Below are 19,006 nucleotides of genomic sequence, written 5' to 3'. Positions count from 1 at the left end.
CGTCTTCGCGTCTTCGCGACCGGATGCGTCAGGGCGCGACGGCGAAGCCGAACAGGCCGGCCGGGTGGCCGGTGAGGGTGCGGGCGGCGCCGGTGCGCAGGCCGGTGTAGGAGCCCTTGCGGACCGAGGAGGGGACCAGGGTGACGCGCCCGCTTCCTGGAGAGCCGACGGCGAGGCCGGCGCCGGTGACGGCCACCGAGGAGCCGTACAGGTCGCCCGGGTGCCCCGCGCGGCCCGTCAGGACCACCGCGTGCTTGGCGGTGAGGCCGCCGGCGCGGGTGCCGGGCAGGACCAGGACGCGGTCGCCGCCGGGCAGGCCGATGGCCAGTTCGGCGTCGCCGTCCCCGTTGAGGTCGCCGGCGGCCAGGGCCGAGCCGAGCCGGTCGGTGTTGAGGCTCTTGCCCCGGATGCCCTTGGTCTTGCGCGACCAGAACTCGCCGCCGACCGCGCTGAGGCCCCGCCGCGTCCCGTACAGGACGTGCACGCCGCCGTTGCCGTACATCGGCCCGTCCTGGAAGGCGTCCAGGCCCTCGCCGGGTACGCCGATGGCCAGGTCGTCGCGGCCGTCACGGTCGAAGTCGCCGGCGGCGAGCGCCGCGCCGAAGTCGTCCCACTTCTCGGCCTCGCCGGGCACTCCCGGGCTGTTCTGGGTGTACATGCCGGCCTGGCGGGCGCGCAGGTCGACGATGGTGACCGACCCGCCGCCGGAGGTGGTGGTGCCGACGGTGTCGGCAGGGGCGCCGACCGCGAGCTCCGCCCTGCCGTCGCCGTCGAAGTCGCCGGCCGCGACGGCGGCGCCGAACTGGTCGCTCTCGAGGTGGTCCTGCGCGACCCACGGCGTGGCCTGGGTGACGAGCGTCCCCCTGCCCTTGGGGTCGCGTCCCTTGAGGCCGAACACCCCCACTCCGCCGCCCTCCGACAGACCGGGGATGCCGACGACCAGCTCGTCGTCCCCGTCGCCGTCCAGGTCGCCGGCGGTCAGCGCGCCGCCGAACCGGTCGGTGTCGCGGTCGCGGCCGAGGCGGGTCACGTCCAGCGTCCCGGCCGGCTTCAGGCCGCCCGCGGAGCCGTAGAGCAACTGGACCACGCCGTTGCCGTCTGCGCCGTCAGGGACGGGGGTGCCGGCGAACTCCTCCGACGCGCCGATCGCCAGGTCGGCGCACCCGTCGCCGTTGAAGTCGCCGGAGGCCACCGCCGATCCGAAGGAGTCGCCGCGCTCGGGCTCGCCCGGGATGCCGTGCTTGCCCTGGGCGAGGACGGCGGTGCGGTCGGCGCCGCGGTACAGCGTCACCGTGCCCGCCCGGCGCCGCCCGTCCACGGTGTCGTACGGCGTGGCCACGACCAGGTCGGCGGCGTCGGCGCACGCGGCGCGGGAGGCGGCGGCCTCGGCGGCGGGCTGGTGCAGGACGGGGACGACCACGAGGGTCGCGGCGGTGAGCAGGCGGAACGCGCGCGAGGCACTCATGCTCCGGATGGTCCCCGCCTGCCAGGACATCCGCCCTACCGCAGCGTGAAGTCCCCGCGTCGGTCGTCTGAACGGCGTGTCCACTGATCCGGAAGCCCATTGTCAGGACGGCGGGGAACCTCTACAACTTGATCGTCACGAAGTTCGTCGAGACGTCATCGGTATGTCATGACATGGACCCGAGATCAGCTCCGTGCCTGTCTACCTTCATGCCCGTTCGTACTTGGAGGTAGTGATGCGTAGTTTGGCGCGCGCCGTCGTCGTGGCGCTGGCCATCGGCCTTCCCGGGCTGGTCCAGGCGACCGCGTACGCGGGAGACCACGAAGCCGGGGGGACGCGGCCCGACTACCACACGACCGTGCCGGGGGAGTCGGTCGAGGCCGGCCGCACCGACCGCACCATCGCGCCCGGGGTCGTGCTGACGACGTTCGACACCTTCGGCCGCGACGGCTGGACCCGGGCGCACGTCCTCAACGCCGACCTGTCGGGCCCCGGCGTGGACGTCGGGCTCGTGGGCGGCAGGCTCACCGAGACCCGGCCGCTGTCGGAGTCGGCCGACGCCCGCGGCGCCGTGGCCGCCGTCAACGGCGACTACTACGAGATCAACAACACCGACGCGGTCATCGGGCCAGAGGTCAGGGACGGCGAGCTGCGCAAGGCCACCGCCGACGCCCGCACGGTCGCCACCGTCGGCGAGGACAAGGTGGCCCGGCTGGCGAGCGCGCTGCTGGAGGGCGGCGTCACCGTCGCCGGCACCTCGCACCCCGTCGCGAACCTCAACTCGCCGTCCTTGCCGGCGAACGCCGTGTCGGTCTTCACCGACCAGTGGGGCCCGGCCGCGCGCACCCTGATCGGCCACTCGGGGGCCATCACCGAACTGGTCGTCGCCGCGGGCGCCGTCACCGCGGTCGCCGACACGGTCACGGCCACCCCCGTCCCGGACGGCGGGCTGGTCGTCGTCGGCCAGGGCACCGCCGCGGCCGCGCTCGCCGCCGCCAAGCCGGGCGACCCGGTCACGCTGGACGTCGCCCTGCGCACCGACTCCCCGGCCAAGCTGCGCACGGCGCTCGGCAGCGGCGAGGTGCTCGTGCGTGACGGCCAGGCCATCGACTTCCCGCCCTCCACCGGCAACGACGCGCCCAAGCCCCGCACCGCCATCGGCTGGTCGCAGGGCGGCAGGCGGCTGCTGCTGGTGACGGTGGACGGCTCGGCCAACTTCTCGGCCGGCCTGAGCTTCGACGAGACCGCCAGGCTGCTGGTGCGGCTCGGCGCCCGCGAGGCGTTCATGCTCGACGGCGGCGGCTCCTCCGACCTGGTCGCCCGCACCCCCGGCGACGGCCGCGTCAGCGTGGTCAACACCCCCTCCGACGGCGGCGAGCGCTCCATTCCGAGCGGCGTCGGCCTGTTCACCGCCAAGGGCTCCGGCAGGCTCACCGGCCTGTCGGTGCGCACCCCCGCGGACCGGGTGTTCCCCGGCCTCACCCTGAAGCTGTCGGCCGCCGGGTACGACGAGACCTACGCCCCCGCCGGCCTCGGCCGCGAGCGGGTCGCCTGGGAGGCGGGCCGGCTCGGCGAGGTGCGCGGCGGCCTGCTGCGCGCCGCGCGGCCCGGGCAGGGCGAGGTGAGCGCCCACGCCGGCCGGGCCCACGGCCGGGCGCGGGTGCGCGTGCTCGGCGAGCTGGCCAAGGCCGGGTTCACCGTCCCGAGCCTGACCCTGGAGAGCGGCGACTCGGCCGTGGCCGGGGTGCGCGGGTACGACGCCGACGGCTTCGGCGCGCCGGTCGCCGTCCGCGACCTCACCCTCGACTACGACAAGGCCGTGGTGAAGGTCGAGCCCCGGGACGACGGCTCGTTCACCATCACAGGACTGGACGCGCCTGGGGGGACGGCCACCGTCGTCACCGCCACCGTCCAGGGCAAGTCGGCGCGGCTGCCCGTCGTGGTCGGGCTCAAGCGCGCGTCGCTCGCCGAGTTCGAGCCCGCCGAGAGCTGGGGGGTCTCCACCGCCAAGGCCACCGCCACCCTGGCGTCCGTGGACGCCGCCGACCGGCCGGGCGCCCCCGCGGGCAACCAGGCTCTCGCGCTGCGCTACGACTTCGCCGGCACCTCGGGCACCTCCGCCGCCTACGCCGTCGCCAAGCCCGCGGCCCTCACCCTGCCGCACGGCACCCGGCGCATCGGCGTGTGGGCCTACGGCGACGGCAGGCGGCACTGGCTGCGCGCCACGCTGCGCTCGCAGGGCACCACGAACGTGCCGTTCACCTTCGCCCAGGTCGTCGACTGGACCGGCTGGAAGTGGGTCGAGGGCACGCTGCCCGCGGGCTTCTCCGAGCCGCTCACCCTCACCAACGTGTACGTCGTGGAGACCTCCAACCTCGCCAAGGACGCGGGCGAGATCAGGTTCGACGGGCTCACCGCCCTGGTCGGCCAGGAGGTCGCGCCCGAGACGGCCATCGGGTCCGACCCGTTCGTCCTTGAGCAGAAGGGCGTCGGCGCGGGCCGCTGGCGCTTCGCCGTCATGTCCGACCTGCACGTCAGCGCCGCCGCCGGGCCGTCCTCGTTCCCGGCGCGGCAGGCGGCGGCGGCGCTGAGGCAGGCGGTCGCCGCCGAGCCCGACTTCATCGTCGTCAACGGCGACTTCGTGGACAACAACGCGCCGGCCGACATCGCCTTCGCCGAGCAGGTGCTCAAGGACAACGTCCCCGCCGGCGTCCCGGTGTACTGGACGCCGGGAAACCACGAGTCGGGGGCCACCGCCACCGGCACCCTGGACGCCTTCCTGGCCACCGGCCGCCCCGCCCACCAGGTCTTCGACCACAAGGGCACCCGCTTCGTGCTGATGAACACCACGCTCGGCGGGCTGCGCGCCTCCGACTGGACGCAGGTCCCCGCGCTCCAGCAGGAGCTGGCCAGGGCCGCGAAGGACCGCTCGGTGAAGTCGCTCGCGGTCCTCTTCCACCACCCGTTGCACGACCCCTCCGGCGCCGGCGGCTCGCAGTTCGCCGACCAGCTCGAAGCCGGGCTGGTCGAACGGTGGCTGGCCGGGTTCCGCGAGAGCGCGGGCAAGCCGGTGGCGCTGTTCACCGGGCACGCCCACACCGCGGCCGTCACCCGGGTGGACGGCGTGGCCGAGGTCACCACCCCGGCCGTCGGCAAGACCCCCTACAGCTCGCCCGACAAGGGCGGCTTCCTCGGCTGGATGCTGGTCGGCGTGGACGCCACGCCGGGCAGGGTCGAGGCGGACCTGCCCAGCCCCGGCACCCGTGACTGGCTGACCGCGCGGGTCAACCCGCTGTTCGACGAGCTCACCCTGACCGCGCCCGGCACGCTCACCGCCGGCGCGAGCGCCGAGGTGTCGGCCACCGGCACCACCACCGGCTTCGGCCTGACCTTCCCGCTGCGCTACCCGGCCAGCGTCACCTGGAGCGGCGACCGGGCCCTCGCGGTGGCCGGCTCCGCCGAGGACGCGCGGGACGCGGCCCGCGACCACCGCGTGGTCGCGGTGCTCGACCTGTCCAGCGGCCGGCTCACCGCCGTCCGGGCCGGACGCGCCACGCTCACCGTCGCCTCCGCCGACCGGTCGGCCTCGGCCACCGTCACGGTGACGGGGGCGCCGAAGCCCCGCTGACCGCGACGGCGGGGGCGGGCAGGGCGAAGGCCACGGCCTTGCCCGCCCCGCCGCCGGCGGACATCGTCGTCGGGTAGGCGTAGCAGTGCCCGTTGGACAGCCGGTGGGCCAGCAGCAACCCGCGGCCGCTCTCGGAGAACGGCGCGAGGTCCACGACCTCCGGCCCAGGGCCGGCGGCCCGTCCGGGGCCCTCGTCCTCCCCGAGGCCGAGAGCCCGTCCGGGGTCGTCGTCCTTCTCGCGAGCGTCGTCGTCCTGCTGCAACCGGGCCAGGACGGCGGTGACGTGGCCGAGGTCGCGCCCGCCGTCCACCACCTCGCACCACATCGGGATGCCGCTCAGGCAGTGGACCCGCACCTCGTACGGCCCGCGCGCGTGGGTCTCGGAGTTGGCGGCGAGCTCGGCCACGATGATCTCGGCGTCGCCGATGTCGTCGCCGTCCACTCCCGCCGCGGCCAGCACCTCGCGCACGGCCGCCCGGGCGCAGCGCGAGGCCGACCCCGCCCGTAGCGTCGTGACCACGACCTGGAAGGCGTCCTCGGCGGGCGAGGGAGCATAAGGGGCGCACGGGTGGTCACCCGGCCGCCGCTCCCGCGCCAGGACCCCGGTGCGGTGGTGAGCCTCCTGTGGGACGGGCTGCTCGGCGCGCATGAGCTGATCACTCCTTGGCATGTCGACCGTTGTGCCGGCGGAGGAAGCGCGCGGTGATCCCCCCGAGGTTGGCCTCCATGCTGCGGGAGCGGCGCGGGAGACAGGGAGCCGCCTCACCGATACCCATCCCGGGTCTGCCGCGATCGTCCGAGCCGATCAGCCCGGGCGATCGGTCCGACCGTTATCCCCACCGAAACCCATGGTCACCTGGTTACCTGAGAGGCCAGCGCAGCCCACAGTGGAAGGTTGGCATGAACGTCACTCAGCCGAGTGAGCAGGCGATCAGCTTCGCCGTCTGGGAACGTCCCCAAATGCGGCAGGCGCTGGCGGGGCGCGACATCGCCACCGTCTACCTGCTCCTGCAGCGCGTCGGCATCTCCCAGCGGCGCATCGCCGCGCTGACCGGGCAGTCCCAGTCCGAGATCTCCGAGATCCTCAACGGCCGCCAGGTCATGGCCTACGACGTGCTCGTCCGCATCGCCGACGGGCTCGGCGTGCCGCGCGGCTACATGGGCCTGGCCTACGACGACGGCACCCAGCTCGTGGCCGTGCCGGCGCCCGGCGGGCACGACGACGACCTGGACGAAGACGAGCAGGTCCGCCGGCTGCTGGCCCACGCCGCGCAGGTGACCATCGGCGCCGCGGTGGCCTGCGCCGACGACTGGCGCCGGCCGCTGGCCCGCGTCGACACCCCCACCCCCGGGCGCATCGGCGACGCCGAGGTCGACCAGGTCGAGAGCGTCACCCGGTCGCTGCGCGCGCTGGACTACCGCTACGGCGGGGGCGTGTGCAGGGACGCGGTGGTCGCCCAGCTCACCTGGTCGCAGGCCCTGCTGCGCGCCTCCTGCTCCGAGCGGGTCGGGCGCCGTCTGCACCGCGCCCTGGCCGACCAGCACAACCTCGCGGGGTGGACCTCCTTCGACGTCGGCCTGCACGGCGCCGCCCGCCGCCACCTGGCCCGGGCCCTGGAACAGGCCAAGCACGCCGGTGACTCCTCCCTGGCCGCGAACATCCTGTACCGCATGGGGCGGGTTCACCTGCACCTGCGGCGGGTGGAGGACGCGCTGCGGTTCTTCCAGCTCGGCCAGATCTGCGCCCAGGACGCCAGTTGCGAGCTGACCGTCGCCATGCTGTGCGCCAACGAGGCGTGGGCGTACGCGCTGCTCGGCGACGAGCGGCTGGCGACCAAGTCCATCAACCGGGCCCGTGACGAGTTCAACCGCGCCAACACCGACGAGGTGCCCGGCTGGGTGCGGTTCTTCACCGAGGCCGACCTGATGGCCGCGAGCGGCATGACCTACCTGGGCCTGGCCCAGGCCGACGCCCGTCACCTGCCGAGGGCCGCCGAGCTGCTGTCGGGCAGCGTGCGGCGGCGCGCGCCCGAGATGGCGCGCAGCAAGGTGTTCGAGCTCATCGGCCTGGCCACCGTGCGGCTGCAGCTCGGCGAGATGGACGACGGCCTGGCCGACGGGCGCGAGGCGGTCGAGTTGATCACCCAGATCAGGTCCGTGCGCACGATCGACCGTCTCGCGCCCCTGGAGGCCGCCGCGGCGGCCCGGCCGGACAGCGCCGACGCCCGCGACCTGCGCAGGCGCATCGCGGAGCTGCGCGCCGTATGAGCCTCACCACAGTCGACGCCTCCGGCGGGCTCACCAGGGACAACCTCCACTTCCTGCTCGGCGCCCTGCACGCCGAGACGGGTCTGGACCCCGCGGGGGCCCAGCTGATCAAGTTCACCAACAACGCCGTCTTCCGGCTGCGCACGGCTCCGGTCGTGGTGCGCGTGGCCGGGTCCACCGCCGCGCGCGACCGGGTTCCGCTGGTCGTGCGGGTGGCCCGCTGGCTGCGGGACCACGACTACCCGGCGGTGCGCCTGCTGTCCGGGCTCGAGCAGCCGCTGCGGCTGCACGGCCAGATGATCACGCTGTGGGAGGACGTCCCCGAGGTCGGCCCCCGCCCGGACGGCGCCGCCCTGGCCGTCCTGCTCAGGCGCCTGCACCGGCTCCCCGGCCCGCCCGCCGGCCTGCCGCGCTGGCGGCCGATGCGCGAGGTGCGGCAGCGGCTGGCCGAGCCCGAGGACCTCGGCGCCGCCGACCACGCGTTCCTGCTGCGCGAGTGCGACGAGGTGGAGGAGCAGCTCGCCGGGCTGCGCTTCGCGCTGCCGCCCGGCGTGATCCACGGCGACGCCTTCCTCGGCAACGTCATCGCCGGACCTCGCGGCCCGGTGCTGTGCGACTTCGACGGCACCGGCGTCGGCCCGCGCGAGTGGGACCTGGCGCCGGTGGCCGTCGGGCGGCTGCGGCTGGACTACGCCACCGACGACCACGCCCTGCTGGCCGAGCACTACGGCGTGGACGTCACCGCCTGGGAGGGTTTCCCGGTGCTGCGCCGGCTGCGCGAGCTGAAGCTGGTCACCAGCGTGCTGCCGATCCTGCGCAGCAACCCGGCGATCCGCCTGCAGTGGGAGCACCGCATGCGCACCTTCCGCGCCCGCGACCTGACCACCCGGTGGCAGCCCTACCGCTGAGGCGGGACGATCCCCGCGCGGCGGCGGCGCCGCCGCGGGCGTGCCAGGATAGGACCGTGACAACGGCGGTGGACACGGGCATCGACCTGGCGGACCTGGCGTTCTGGCGCCGGCCGCCGCACGAGCGCGAGCGCGACTTCGCCCGGCTGCGGAGCCTTCCCCACCCGGTGTTCTTCCCCGAGCGCCGGGTGCCCCTGCTCCGCTCCGGCAAGGGGTTCCACGCTCTGGTGCGGCACGCCGAGGTGGTGGAGGCCAGCCGCAACGCCAAGGTGTTCTCCAGTGAGCCGGCCGTCACCAACCCCGAGCCGCCCGGCTGGGTCAAGCACGTCTTCGGCGACTCGATGGTCAACCTCGACGACCCCCGCCACGCCCGCCTGCGCCGCATCGTGTCCCGCGCGTTCTCGCCGAAGATGCTCAGCGGCCTGAACGACGGCATCGCCAGGGCCGCCGAGCGCATCGTCGACGACGTCGTAGAGCAGGGGCCGCGCGACTTCGTCTCGCAGGTCGCCGCCCGGCTGCCCATCCACGTCATCTGCGACATGATGGGCATCCCCGACGGCATCCGCGCCAAGGTGCACCAGCACGTGGACGTCTCCACCGCCTACACCGGCGTCCGCATGAGCCTGCCGCGCACGGTCGCCATGGCCGGGCGCAACATGGCGGCGCTGTTCGCCCTGCAGCGCATGGTGATCGACCTCGGCCGTCAGCGTGAGCGCGAGCCCGCGGGCGACCTGGTGTCGGCGCTTGTCACGGCCAACGTCGACGGCGAGCGCCTGACGCCGAGGGAGCTCGGCTCGTTCTTCACGCTGCTGCTGGTGGCCGGCAACGAGACCGCGCGCAACACCATGGCGCACGGCCTGAAGCTGCTCACCGACAACCCCGCCGAACGGGAGCGGCTGACCGGCGACTTCGAGGCCCACATCGGCGGCGCCATCGAGGAGACCGTCCGCTACGTCTCGCCCATCATGCAGTTCCGGCGCACCGTCACCGAGGAGTACGAGATGCGCGGGGTCAGGCTCGTCCCCGGCGACAAGGTGGTGCTGTTCTACGGCTCCGCCAACCGCGACGAGGAGGTCTTCGACGACCCCGGCCGCTACGACATCACGCGCAAGCCGAACCCGCACGTGGGCTTCGGCGGTCCCGGCCCGCACTTCTGCCTGGGCGCCAACCTGGCCCGCCAGGAGATCAAGATCATGTACCGGGAGCTGTTCACCCGCCTGCCCGGCATCCGCGCCACCGGCGAGCCCGGCCTGCTGCTGTCCAACTTCGACAACGGCGTCACCTCCCAGCCCTTCACCTTCTGACCTCCCGCGTGGCCGCGACGCGAACCCGCCCGGCCGCTGGGTGCGGCCGGGCGGGCGTGGGGGCGAGATTCAGCTGTTGCCGACGCGGCAGCCGTCGCTGGTCTTGCCGTTGTTGCACTGGTTGAGCTGCAGCCCGTCCAGCACGTAGGCGAAGTTCTGCCCGGAGGGGCTGACCACCGACAGTTGCGCGGTGGCCGTCCCGCTCGGCGCGACCGCCGACACCGAGTACTCCTGCCAGCCGGTCGTCAGCGCGGTGACCGGGCCGTCGCTGTTGGAGATCAGCGTGCCCGAGGAGTTGTACCAGCCCAGCCGCAGCTTCACGTTGCCCGAGGTGCCGGTGGTCAGCTTGGCGAAGAACTTGTAGCGCTGCCCGGCGGTGACCGCCGGCTTACGGGTCACCGACACCGATCCCTCGGCGTAGGACTGGACGTTCATGGTCAGCGACCGCCGCCCGTCGTAGTACCGCGCGGAGACCTGGCTGTCGGACCCCGGCGGGGTGACCTGCATCCAGCCCCCGCCCGAGACGCTGAAGCCCGCGGGCGTCGCGTAGGGCGCCTGCGCCTCGACGGTGCGCTCCTGCGCGGTCAGCAGGTCGTTGCTGTACCCGACGTCGCAGCAGGTCGCCGTGGTGAAGTACGGCCAGCTCGCCGCGTTGGCCTTGCGGGTGTCGGGATAGTTGCCCTGGTAGAAGGTGGCCGAGGTCTCGCTGGGGTCGTAGTAGTTGTTGAAGTCGTGGTCCAGCGTCCAGTCGTAGTACGGGTTGGCCATCAGGTCGGGGTAGCTCAGGATCTCCGAGCCCTCGGTGACCTTGGGGTGGTCGACGTAGAAGCCGTCCGCGGCGAGGTGGACCAGCTCGTGCAGCACGGTGCCGCTGGCCCAGGCGTCGGCGGTCGCCGCGCACGCGGGCTCGCACCAGGCGTTGGCCGTGCCGTTGAAGTCCTCGAACACCACGTACTTGCGGTTGTCGACGTCGTAGCCGGAGTCCGCCAGATCGTGGGTGATGGTCTGGACCGGGGTCTCGCCGCCGATGACGCCGGACTCGATCTTCTCAGGCACGACCAGGGCGTGGGCGTACCCGGAGTAGGTGCTGGTGCTGTACCCGGTTCTGCAGCTCAGGTTGATGTGCTGGTCGTAGTTGGTGGACTCGTCCAGCGACCAGTCCATCCGGTCGACGATCTTGGCGATCTTCTCGACCTGCTGCTCGTACCTGTTCCCGATGCCGTCGTGCCAGGCGTAGATGACCTGGACCGCCGGGATGCTCCCGCTGGCGTTCTTCGGGTCCGCGAGCGTCGCGGCGCAGCCCCGCTGGGGGACGCTCGCGTCCGCCGGCTGCGCGTAGGGAGAGATGGGTTCGGGGTCGTAGGGGGCATCGAAAGCGCCTGCCGGACTCGCCGTCACCAGGACAGCGAGCCCCCCCGCGGCGATCACCGAAACAAGGCGCCTCAACCGTAACGACAAAGCTGCTCCTCTTGTGGGTGACATTCCGGAGGGAGCCTAACCGCCAGTGGGGGCCCAAAAAAATACGTTGACATGAAATTTCACCAGAAATCCGGAATGGAGGTGAATTGTTCCGGAGAAACGTTGGCTTCCCTGCCTCTCTATGGATGATCATCCTGGTTGTCTCCAGAGTTGCCCTTGTCGTGATCAATGCGTTCCCTGTCCCGCCGATCGGGTTGTCCTGCTGTTTCGTCCCTATTTGCGAGCTTTATCGGCGTGATTCGTACTGTTTTGCGAGCTTTATCGGCTGGGGGCCCAAAGGGCGCCCGACCGTGGCCGATTTGTTCCATATGGCGAGACGATCCGCGCCACCGGGTTCCCGAGGAGCAGGTGAATGCGTGAAACCCGATGAGCGGCGAACCCGCGCATTACCGCCGCCCGGCCGTGCACGGGCGCCCTTTTCGGGCATGGACGAGGCCGGAGCGGACTCGCGAGATGGAACGGTGGGGCGGCGAAGGAGCGTACGGGCGACGGCGGTTAGTGTCCGGTTGTGGATATCGAAGACTTCAGCCTGGACCCCGCCGTCGTGCACCTGAACCACGGATCGTTCGGGGCGGTGCCGCGCCGGGTGCAGGAGAGGCAGGACGAGCTGCGCCGGGAGGCCGAGCGGGCTCCCGACGCGTTCTTCGCCACGGTGACCGAGCGCGTCGCCAAGGCGCGCGAGGAGGTGGCGGCCTTCCTCGGCGCCGAGCCCGGCGGCGTCGCGTTCGTCTCCAACGTGACCGAGGGCGTCGCCGTCGCGCTGAACAGCCTGACGCTGCGGCCCGGCGACCAGATCGTGATCAGCGACCACACCTACGGCGCCGTCGAGATCGCCGTTCGGCGCACGGCCGAGCGGACCGGCGCCGAGGTGGTCGTGGTGGACCTTCCCGGGCGCGACGACGGCGAATGGTCGGGGGAGGACGCCGCGCGGGCCTACCTCGGCGCGGTGACACCGCGTACCAAGGCGGCCGTCTTCGACCACATCACCTCCCACACCGCCCGCCTGCTGCCGGTGGGCGAGCTGGTGGCGGGGTTCCGCGCCCTGGGCGTGACGACGATCGTGGACGCCGCGCACGCCCCCGGCATGCTGGAGGTGGACCTCGGCGAGCTGGACGCCGACTTCTGGACCGGCAACCTGCACAAATGGGCGTTCGGGCCCCGGCCCGCGGGCGTGCTGGCCGTCGCCCCCGCCTGGCGCGAGCGGGTCGAGCCGCTGATCCCCTCCTTCTACCAGCCGGACGGCTTCCCCCGCAGTCTCGAATTCCAGGGCACCCGCGACTACACGGCCTGGCTGGCCGCGCCCGAGGGCCTTCGCGTGCTGGAGGACGTCGGGCCGAGCGCCGTCCGGGCCGGCAACGCCGAGTTGGCGGCGACCGGCCGCCGTATCGTCGCCGACACCGCCGGCCTGCGGCCCTGGCGCGCGGACCCGGAGCTGGCCATGTGCGTTCTGCGACTGCCGGACGGGGTCGCCGAGACCCAGCCGCGCGCCGAGGCGCTGTCGGCCGAGATCCTGCGCAGGCACGGCGTGCGAGCCGGGATCAAGGGATGGCCCGGCGCCGGCCTGCTGCGCCTGTCCGCCCAGGTCTACAACCGCGAACAGGACTACGAACGCCTCGCCGCAGCCCTGCGCGACCTGTTCGCCTGAGGCCGGTGCGGGGAGCCCGCGCGTTAGGATCTGCGGCATGGAAGCGGTGGCGCTGGCGTTGACGGCGGTCGGCACCGTGGCGGGCGTCGTGGCCGCCTACTACGCCTGGGTGGCGGTGCGGCCCGCCCGTCGCGCGGCCCCGCGCCCAGCCGCCTCCGCACCCGCGCCCGAGGCCCTGCCGCCCGAGGAGACGGCGGGAACGGCACCGTCCGAGCAGACGGAGCCGGCGGCGGGAACGGGACCGTCTGAGGGACCTTCGGTGGCGGGAACGGGACCGGCTGAGGAGAGTGGACCTTCGGCGGCGGGAACGGGACCGCTCCGGCGGACGCGGTCGTCCCCGCGACGGTCCGGGCGGGTCGCCTACGACGCCTTCGTCGCCTACTCCCATGAGGACGGCGAGTGGGTGGAGGCGTTCACCCGGCGTCTGGAGGCCAGGGGGCTGCGCATCGCGCGCGACCAGGTCGTCCTCGTGCCCGGCGACGTGCTCGTGCACGCGGTGGAGCAGGCCATCCGCGACTCGGCCGCCGGCATCCTGGTCTGCAGCCCGGCGTCGATGGCCAGCGGGTGGGCGCGGCAGGAGTACGCGGCGCTGGTACAGAGGGCCATCGAGAACGGGTCGCGCTTCATCCCCGTCGTGATCAAGGACGTCGAGCTGCCGGCGTTCGCGAAGACGCGCTACTACGCCGACTTCAGGGACGCCGCGCCGCCGGAGTACGACCGGCGGATCGACGACATCGCGAGCGCTCTGCGCGTCCCCCGGCCCGAAGCCCGGCCCGCGACCTGAGCCGGGACGCCGCGCGGCGTCCGGAGCGGATGTCCCGCGGGGAACGCCGGCGGTCCCGCGCCGTGGGTCACGGGCGCTCCATCCTGGTGGCGATCGCGGCGTGCACGGAGGCCTCGAAGTCGCCCTCCAGATCGTTCAGGATGGCGAGCATCCGGGCGCAGACCTCCACGACCTCGCGGATCCGCCGGCTCGACTTGCCCCGGTCGCCGGGATCCCTGGAGCCCCGCACCACGGCCTTCTTGGCCGGCTCTATGCAGTCTCGCAGCGCCCGCAGCCGCTGGTCGCCGTCCGCCACCGGGGCCAGCAGCTCCTCCAGCCGGTCCATGGCCGAGAGGAACGGCGGGTCGTCGTCGCTGGCGGCGTACTTGACCGACCAGTGCCAGCTGTCGAACCACTGGAAGTAGCCGGTGGCGGTGTCGGTGCGGGTGTGCAGCACCGACACGGCGTGCTTGACGAACTTCAGCGTGTCGAGGTTGTCCAGGTACCAGAGGATCTGCCGCTGTCCGATCAGCACCGGAGCGCCGCCCAGGGACTGGAGCAGCTCCAGCACCGTCTTGCGGTAGGACGTGGCGTTCCGCCAGTCCCGGAAGTCGGCGTACTTGATGTGGCTGACGCTCGGCGGGAGCGTCACGTCGTCGAGCAGAAGCGGCAGGATGCCGAACCCCTTGCCCTCCATCGCGCGGATCTTGGCGACGCCGAGCTCCTCGCGCACCCAGGGTGAGCGCACCGAGGCGCGGGAGACGACGTAGATCAGGCTGGTGGCGGCGGCGATCTCCCCGAAGATCCGCTCCGGGATCGAGTCGCCCACCTTCAGATCGCGCTCGGCCAGGAAGGTGGCGACACCGGCGGCGGCCAGCGAGCCGTCCAGGAACCGGGCGAACTCACGGTCCGCGCTCGAATAGGAGATGAACACCCTGGCCTGTAAAGCCCCGTCGTCGCCCATCGGTGCCCTCCCCACGCGATCATCTCGGACCCGGCAGGGCACCCGGACGGGGCGCCGGGCGTCGCACCGCGAGCGTGTGCACGCGGGCCCGCGGCCGGGTGGAACGCAGCGAGCATACTGCGCGCCGCCCGGCCGCCGGGCCCTGCGGAGCGTCAGCGCGGGGGAGTGGTCACCTGGACGGACTGCGACTTCGGTCCGAGGTTGCCGGCCAGGTCGCGGGCGCGCACCCAGAACGTGTAGCGCCGGCCGGGCGCCAGGTCGGTCACGACGGCCCGGGTCGCGGTGAGGTCCTGCGTTCTGACCGGCTCGCCGGGCGCCTGCCGGGAGAGCTGGTAGCCCTTGACCGCGACGTTGTCCCTGGCCGCGGACCAGGTGAGCGTGACCGCGTGCGCCGTGGGACGGCCCGCCTTCAGCCCGGCCGGAGCGGTGGGCGGCACCGAGTCCGGCACGACGAGCGTGGTGATGGAGTTGGCCGGGAAGGTGGTGGAGGCCGTGGCCGAGGTGGCCGTCGTGGTGAGCGGCAGGTCCGCGGCGCGGGCGATCGCGGTGAGGTCGGCGCCGCTGTACCGGTAGACCTGCGCCGAGGTGCCCGGGGCGCCGCCCTTGACGGTGAGCGGGCTGGTGAGGTCCGAGCCGGTCTTGTTCACGACCACCAGCGTCAGCGCGCCGTCCGCGCCGCGCCTGGCCCCGTAGACGGCGAGCCGGCCCTGGTCCTCGCTGGTGGACAGCACCGAGGTGTCGCCGAAGCGGCCCCCCTGGCCGTCGTAGTTGAGGAACATGCGGAAGGCGTAGGCGCCGGGTTCGGCCGAGGTGGGCGGCGACCACAGGGTCGCCAGGTCCGCGCCCTCCCGGCCGAAGATGCCCAGCACGTCGGCCTGCGCGAGCGCGCCGTTCAGCGAGCCGAGGGCGCCGAAGTTGTACTCGGTGACGGCCACCTTGGTGCCCGGGTAGTTGCGGGCGACCATGTCCTTCATTCGCGGGATGAGGTAGACCGGCTGGCCGATCCAGCTCTCGTCGGTGTAGGCGCGGTCCCACAGCGTGCGGGTCTGGCGCAGCCGCAGCGCCTGCTTGGCCGCGTCGCCCGGGTCGCTCGGGTCGCCGCCGAAGACGCCGGCCTGCGGGTACCAGTGGTTGTCGTAGTAGTCCAGGATGCGCACGCCGTGCGCCTGCTCGTAGGCGCGCATCTGCTGCAGGTACCACTCCCCGAACGGCACGCCGCCGTGCGCGGCCTGGTCCGGCGGGTTGCTCCAGCAGCCCTCGATGGAGCAGCGCTGCTGGTCGGAGCCGGACAAGGTGATCGACGACCATCCCCAGCCGACCGGGCCGAGGGTCTGGGCCTTGGCATCGGCGGCCTTGACCGCGGCCGCGATCGCGTAGGTCTTGTCGCGCATCTCGTCATAGGAGGCGCCGGCCGGGTGCACGTCGCGGTGCGTCGAATGCCAGATGTCGGGCTCGTTGTCCAGGTTGTAGAAGCGCACGCCGCCGTGCGAGGCGTCGCCGTACCGGCCGCGCAGGTGGGCCATCCAGTCGGTGACGTACTCGGGCCCGACCTCCACGCTGGTGTCGTGCGGGTCGTTGCCGGTGATGTTCGTGCCGTCCGGCCGGACGCCGTTGCCGCAGTCGGGCGCCCACTGGTCGGTCGACTGCTGCGGGCCGTACTTCTCCACGCTGAACCCGCACGCCTTGGCCCGCTCCTTCGGGGCCCAGCCGATCAGCGGGAGCGTGATGACGCTGTCGGTGCCGGTGCGCTTGTCCTGGTCGACGAACCGGTCGGTCTCCGAGCCGTCCGGCAGCGCGGCGGGGTCGGCGTTGTCGCCGGCGATGTTCTCGAAGTACCAGTCCGCGGCCCGGTTGGGGGTGTCCAGCCGGAAGTTGTACCGGGTGGTGGCGTTGCCGCCCCAGCGCCGCACCGGGAGGCGCACCTCCTTGGCCAGTGCCTCCTCGGTGAAGTTCATCCCGTACACATACGGGCTGATGGGATGGGTCGGCGCGCTCAAATCCACGGCCAGCGCCGGCCCGGCCTCGGCGGCGGAACCCGTGCCCGCCGCGCCGCCGGCTGCTCGCGCGGGCAGGGCTGTTCCGGTGGTCGCCAGCAGGGCCGTCGCGGCCAGGGTGAGCCAGGTCCGGTGCGGTGGCATGGCGGGAGCCCTCCTCGAAGCCAGTACGTGCCTCCGGCGGGGCCGGTGGCGGCTATCCGTCAGATGCTGCTGCTCCCGCCTTAACCGGTCCAGTGGCCGCACGTGGACCTTTCGCGCATCCCCTGGTCAACCTCGGTGAGCTATTGAAATTTTCAGTCGGCGGTTGTTAGACCCTGGGTGTCAGGCGGTACCCGCGATACCCGGGACAGCTTCCCGACGGCGCCCACTTCCCGGGGTTCAGCGTGATGATGACGGTCACGCCCTCGCAGTAGACGTAGAGCGTGCTCAGTTCCTTGATGTCGCAGTAGAAGGTCATCTTCACGCCGGGCCCGGCCACGGGAATGCAGTAACTCGTCTCCGCCTCCAGTGCCGACCTGGTCGCGGCGACGCCCTTGGGCAGTTCCTGCCAGGCGGCGACGCCGAACCCGCCGGACGTCGTCCCGGCAGCCGGCGAAGCCCACGCGGCGCCCGTGGCGAGCGGCGTCACCAGCAGCGCGGCCAGCGCCAGCACGGTGAGCGCGCATCGATGAGCAAGCCTCATCTCGTTTCCCTTCTGTCGCGATTACGCCTCGGCCCCGTCGGCGCCACGCGTGATTTCCGTCCGGCCGGAATTCGGTGATCGCCCACGGATCAGCCCATCGATTGACCATCGATTCCGGATGAATGTCAACAGCGCACTTCCAGTCGGTTGAACGCGGGTCGTCACGCGACCACGCGGAAAGTTTCACCAGATTGCCGGGTCGTCTGGGACATGGCATTTCGTCGCGCTATACCGCGCGGTGAATGCTCCTGACGGTGGACCGCGCGATCACGCGGGCCGAATCGAAGAAACCGAGCCTCGCGCCGGAGTGCCGGATACCCGGAATCCCTCGGCCGTGCCGGGACCGCCGCACGTGGAGCAGGGCCGAAGCGTTCTCGGATCGTGAGACCGAGTAGGTGAAGGCCATCGGCTGGGTGGCCGCGGTGGTGGTCGGCGGCGGAGGCGATGTTGGTTCAGCCGAGCAGGTGTGCCAGGCCGGCGGCCGGGTCGCGCAGGCTGGGCGTGCTACCGGAGACCTCTCTCCTTATCCGGCTCCGACACGCCGTTGATCAACACTTCGAGACAGCTCTAGAAGCGGATTGACAAACATAGAAGCGGTGTCCGACTGATTCGCGATCACGGTGAGGGGCCGCCGCCCTGGTGATATACGGCTGCATCATACCGACCCGATCAACGGCTCTTGACCTGCGTACGCGGCGGCCGCACACTCGGCGTGCACGGGGTCGGCCTTGCCGACGCCGTCCCGCCGGCGCCGGCCGAGCATCGCCTGGATGGTTTCGGCGCACACCTTTCAGTGCTATGGGATCAGGTCGGCTGTTCCATATGGCAGGTGTCGACCGGTCAGAGAGCTGATTCAAGAGGAGAGCGGCTTTGGATACGGTGGTGACCACGGAGGGTGTTGCGCCGTCGGATCGGCTGCCTTACTTCCGGGAGGCGATTCTCCGAGAGGGCGAGCCGGTGGATGTGTACGGTGACAGGAGCGAGAGTTTCTCGGGCCGGATAGCTTTAGGAAGGCTAGGCGCGTTGACCATCGCGCAGATGGTCAGTAGCAGTACGGCTCGTCGGGGCCTGCATCGTAGTGCCGAGATGATCCGCCGTTCGGATCCCGGCTTGTACCATGTGGTGTTGTACGAGGAGGGTTCCACGGTTCTGACGTGCGATGAGCGTCGGACCGAGCCTCGTCCGGGGGATATCTCTCTGCTCGACAGCTCTCGTTGTTACGAGGGATGGCATGAATCAGGTGCCGCCCGATATCTGCGGTTACAGGTGCCGCGAATGCTTCTGCCCGTCCCACCCGCGGTCACCGCCGGCCTCATCGGAGCTCGCTTGTCCGGGCGTACCGGGATCGGGGCGCTGCTATGGAACGTCGCGACCCAGTCCGCCGGATCTCTGAGCGGCTATACGCCGTCGGACGCCATCCGCATCTCGACCATACTCGTCGACTTGGTGGCCGCCCTCATCGCCCATGAGATGGAAAGCCCGGCGGCGTTGCCAACCGAGTCCGGCCGGCAGGTGCTATACCTGCAAGTCCAAGCATTCATTCAACAGCGGCTCGGGGAGCCGGACTTGACACCGGCGATGATCGCCGAAGCTCATCACGTCTCCGTTCGCACCTTGCACAGGCTCTTCGAATCCAACGGATGCACCGTCGCGAAGTGGATTCAGACACGTCGCCTGGATCGCTGTCGACACGACCTCGCGGACCCGGCCTTGGTTGATCGGCCCATTCACGCCATCGCCGCCCGCTGGGGCTTCACCGTGCAGCCTCACTTCTCGCGCGCGTTCCAGTCCGCCTACGGCATATCTCCCTCCGAATATCGACGCGCATCGAGCCGGTCGGAGTTCTTGTACAGACGTTGAAAGGTTGAGGCCTCTCGGTGTCAGCGCTCACGCAATTCCCCCA

Annotated in this window: 13 protein-coding genes; 7 read left to right on the top strand and 6 right to left on the bottom strand. The window is 72.0% G+C overall.

What is annotated here, in order from left to right; genetic code table 11:
• Positions 1-28: 28 nt before the first annotated feature.
• A complete protein-coding gene (locus tag ABZT47_RS04940; RefSeq protein WP_354836266.1) occupies positions 29-1,465 on the bottom strand; it encodes an FG-GAP repeat protein in 1,437 nt (478 codons plus the stop codon).
• Positions 1,466-1,700: 235 nt separating this feature from the next.
• On the opposite strand from ABZT47_RS04940, the gene ABZT47_RS04935 reads away from it, so the two are divergent.
• Positions 1,701-5,093: a phosphodiester glycosidase family protein gene (locus tag ABZT47_RS04935; protein ID WP_354836264.1), complete on the top strand. Its 3,393-nt coding sequence runs from the start codon at positions 1,701-1,703 to the stop codon at positions 5,091-5,093.
• Here the strand turns inward: ABZT47_RS04935 and ABZT47_RS04930 are convergent.
• A complete protein-coding gene (locus ABZT47_RS04930) occupies positions 5,062-5,763 on the bottom strand; it encodes an ATP-binding protein (RefSeq protein ID WP_354836262.1) in 702 nt (233 codons plus the stop codon). The genes ABZT47_RS04935 and ABZT47_RS04930 overlap by 32 nt on opposite strands.
• A gap of 230 nt (positions 5,764-5,993) precedes the next feature.
• Here ABZT47_RS04930 and ABZT47_RS04925 point away from each other — a divergent pair, with 230 nt between their 5' ends.
• From ABZT47_RS04925 to ABZT47_RS04915, 3 genes are read left to right on the top strand one after another with little or no spacing between them, the layout of a single operon-like run.
• Positions 5,994-7,361 carry a helix-turn-helix transcriptional regulator gene (locus ABZT47_RS04925; RefSeq protein ID WP_354836260.1) on the top strand — a complete coding sequence of 456 codons (1,368 nt, stop codon included), beginning with the start codon at positions 5,994-5,996 and terminating at the stop codon, positions 7,359-7,361.
• Complete coding sequence (locus ABZT47_RS04920) at positions 7,358-8,269, top strand: aminoglycoside phosphotransferase family protein (protein WP_354836258.1); 912 nt, start codon at positions 7,358-7,360, stop codon at positions 8,267-8,269. The genes ABZT47_RS04925 and ABZT47_RS04920 overlap by 4 nt, the downstream gene beginning before the upstream one ends.
• Before the next feature lie 56 nt (positions 8,270-8,325).
• A complete protein-coding gene (locus tag ABZT47_RS04915) occupies positions 8,326-9,573 on the top strand; it encodes a cytochrome P450 (protein WP_354836256.1) in 1,248 nt (415 codons plus the stop codon).
• A gap of 69 nt (positions 9,574-9,642) precedes the next feature.
• On the opposite strand, the gene ABZT47_RS04910 is transcribed toward ABZT47_RS04915, so the two are convergent.
• Positions 9,643-11,031, bottom strand: coding sequence for a hypothetical protein (locus tag ABZT47_RS04910; protein WP_354836254.1), 1,389 nt, complete (start codon positions 11,029-11,031; stop codon positions 9,643-9,645).
• A gap of 529 nt (positions 11,032-11,560) precedes the next feature.
• Between ABZT47_RS04910 and ABZT47_RS04905 the strand changes: the two genes are divergently transcribed.
• Together ABZT47_RS04905 and ABZT47_RS04900 are read left to right on the top strand one after the other, a co-directional pair.
• On the top strand, positions 11,561-12,697 hold the full coding sequence (locus tag ABZT47_RS04905) for an aminotransferase class V-fold PLP-dependent enzyme (protein ID WP_354836252.1): 1,137 nt from the start codon (positions 11,561-11,563) through the stop codon (positions 12,695-12,697).
• Between the two features lie 37 nt (positions 12,698-12,734).
• Entirely contained in the window at positions 12,735-13,481 is a 747-nt protein-coding gene (locus tag ABZT47_RS04900) for a toll/interleukin-1 receptor domain-containing protein (RefSeq protein ID WP_354836250.1), read from the top strand.
• A gap of 67 nt (positions 13,482-13,548) precedes the next feature.
• Here the strand turns inward: ABZT47_RS04900 and ABZT47_RS04895 are convergent, their stop codons facing one another.
• The 3 genes from ABZT47_RS04895 to ABZT47_RS04885 form a co-directional block, all read right to left on the bottom strand.
• Entirely contained in the window at positions 13,549-14,424 is an 876-nt protein-coding gene (locus ABZT47_RS04895) for a toll/interleukin-1 receptor domain-containing protein (protein ID WP_354836248.1), read from the bottom strand.
• A 152-nt stretch (positions 14,425-14,576) separates the two neighbouring features.
• Positions 14,577-16,562: a glycoside hydrolase family 44 protein gene (locus ABZT47_RS04890; protein WP_354836246.1), complete on the bottom strand. Its 1,986-nt coding sequence runs from the start codon at positions 16,560-16,562 to the stop codon at positions 14,577-14,579.
• Positions 16,563-16,728: 166 nt separating this feature from the next.
• The gene (locus ABZT47_RS04885) at positions 16,729-17,103 is read right to left on the bottom strand and encodes a hypothetical protein (RefSeq protein ID WP_354836244.1); all 375 of its coding nucleotides are present in this window, start codon (positions 17,101-17,103) and stop codon (positions 16,729-16,731) included.
• An 879-nt stretch (positions 17,104-17,982) separates the two neighbouring features.
• On the opposite strand from ABZT47_RS04885, the gene ABZT47_RS04880 reads away from it, so the two are divergent.
• The gene (locus ABZT47_RS04880) at positions 17,983-18,963 is read left to right on the top strand and encodes a helix-turn-helix domain-containing protein (RefSeq protein WP_354836576.1); all 981 of its coding nucleotides are present in this window, start codon (positions 17,983-17,985) and stop codon (positions 18,961-18,963) included.
• Positions 18,964-19,006 lie beyond the last annotated feature (43 nt).

The sequence above is a fragment of the Sphaerisporangium sp. NPDC005289 genome (genome assembly GCF_040607455.1).
In the GTDB taxonomy this organism is placed as follows: domain Bacteria; phylum Actinomycetota; class Actinomycetes; order Streptosporangiales; family Streptosporangiaceae; genus Sphaerisporangium; species Sphaerisporangium rhizosphaerae.
This window is presented reverse-complemented; position numbering and strand designations above follow the sequence as displayed.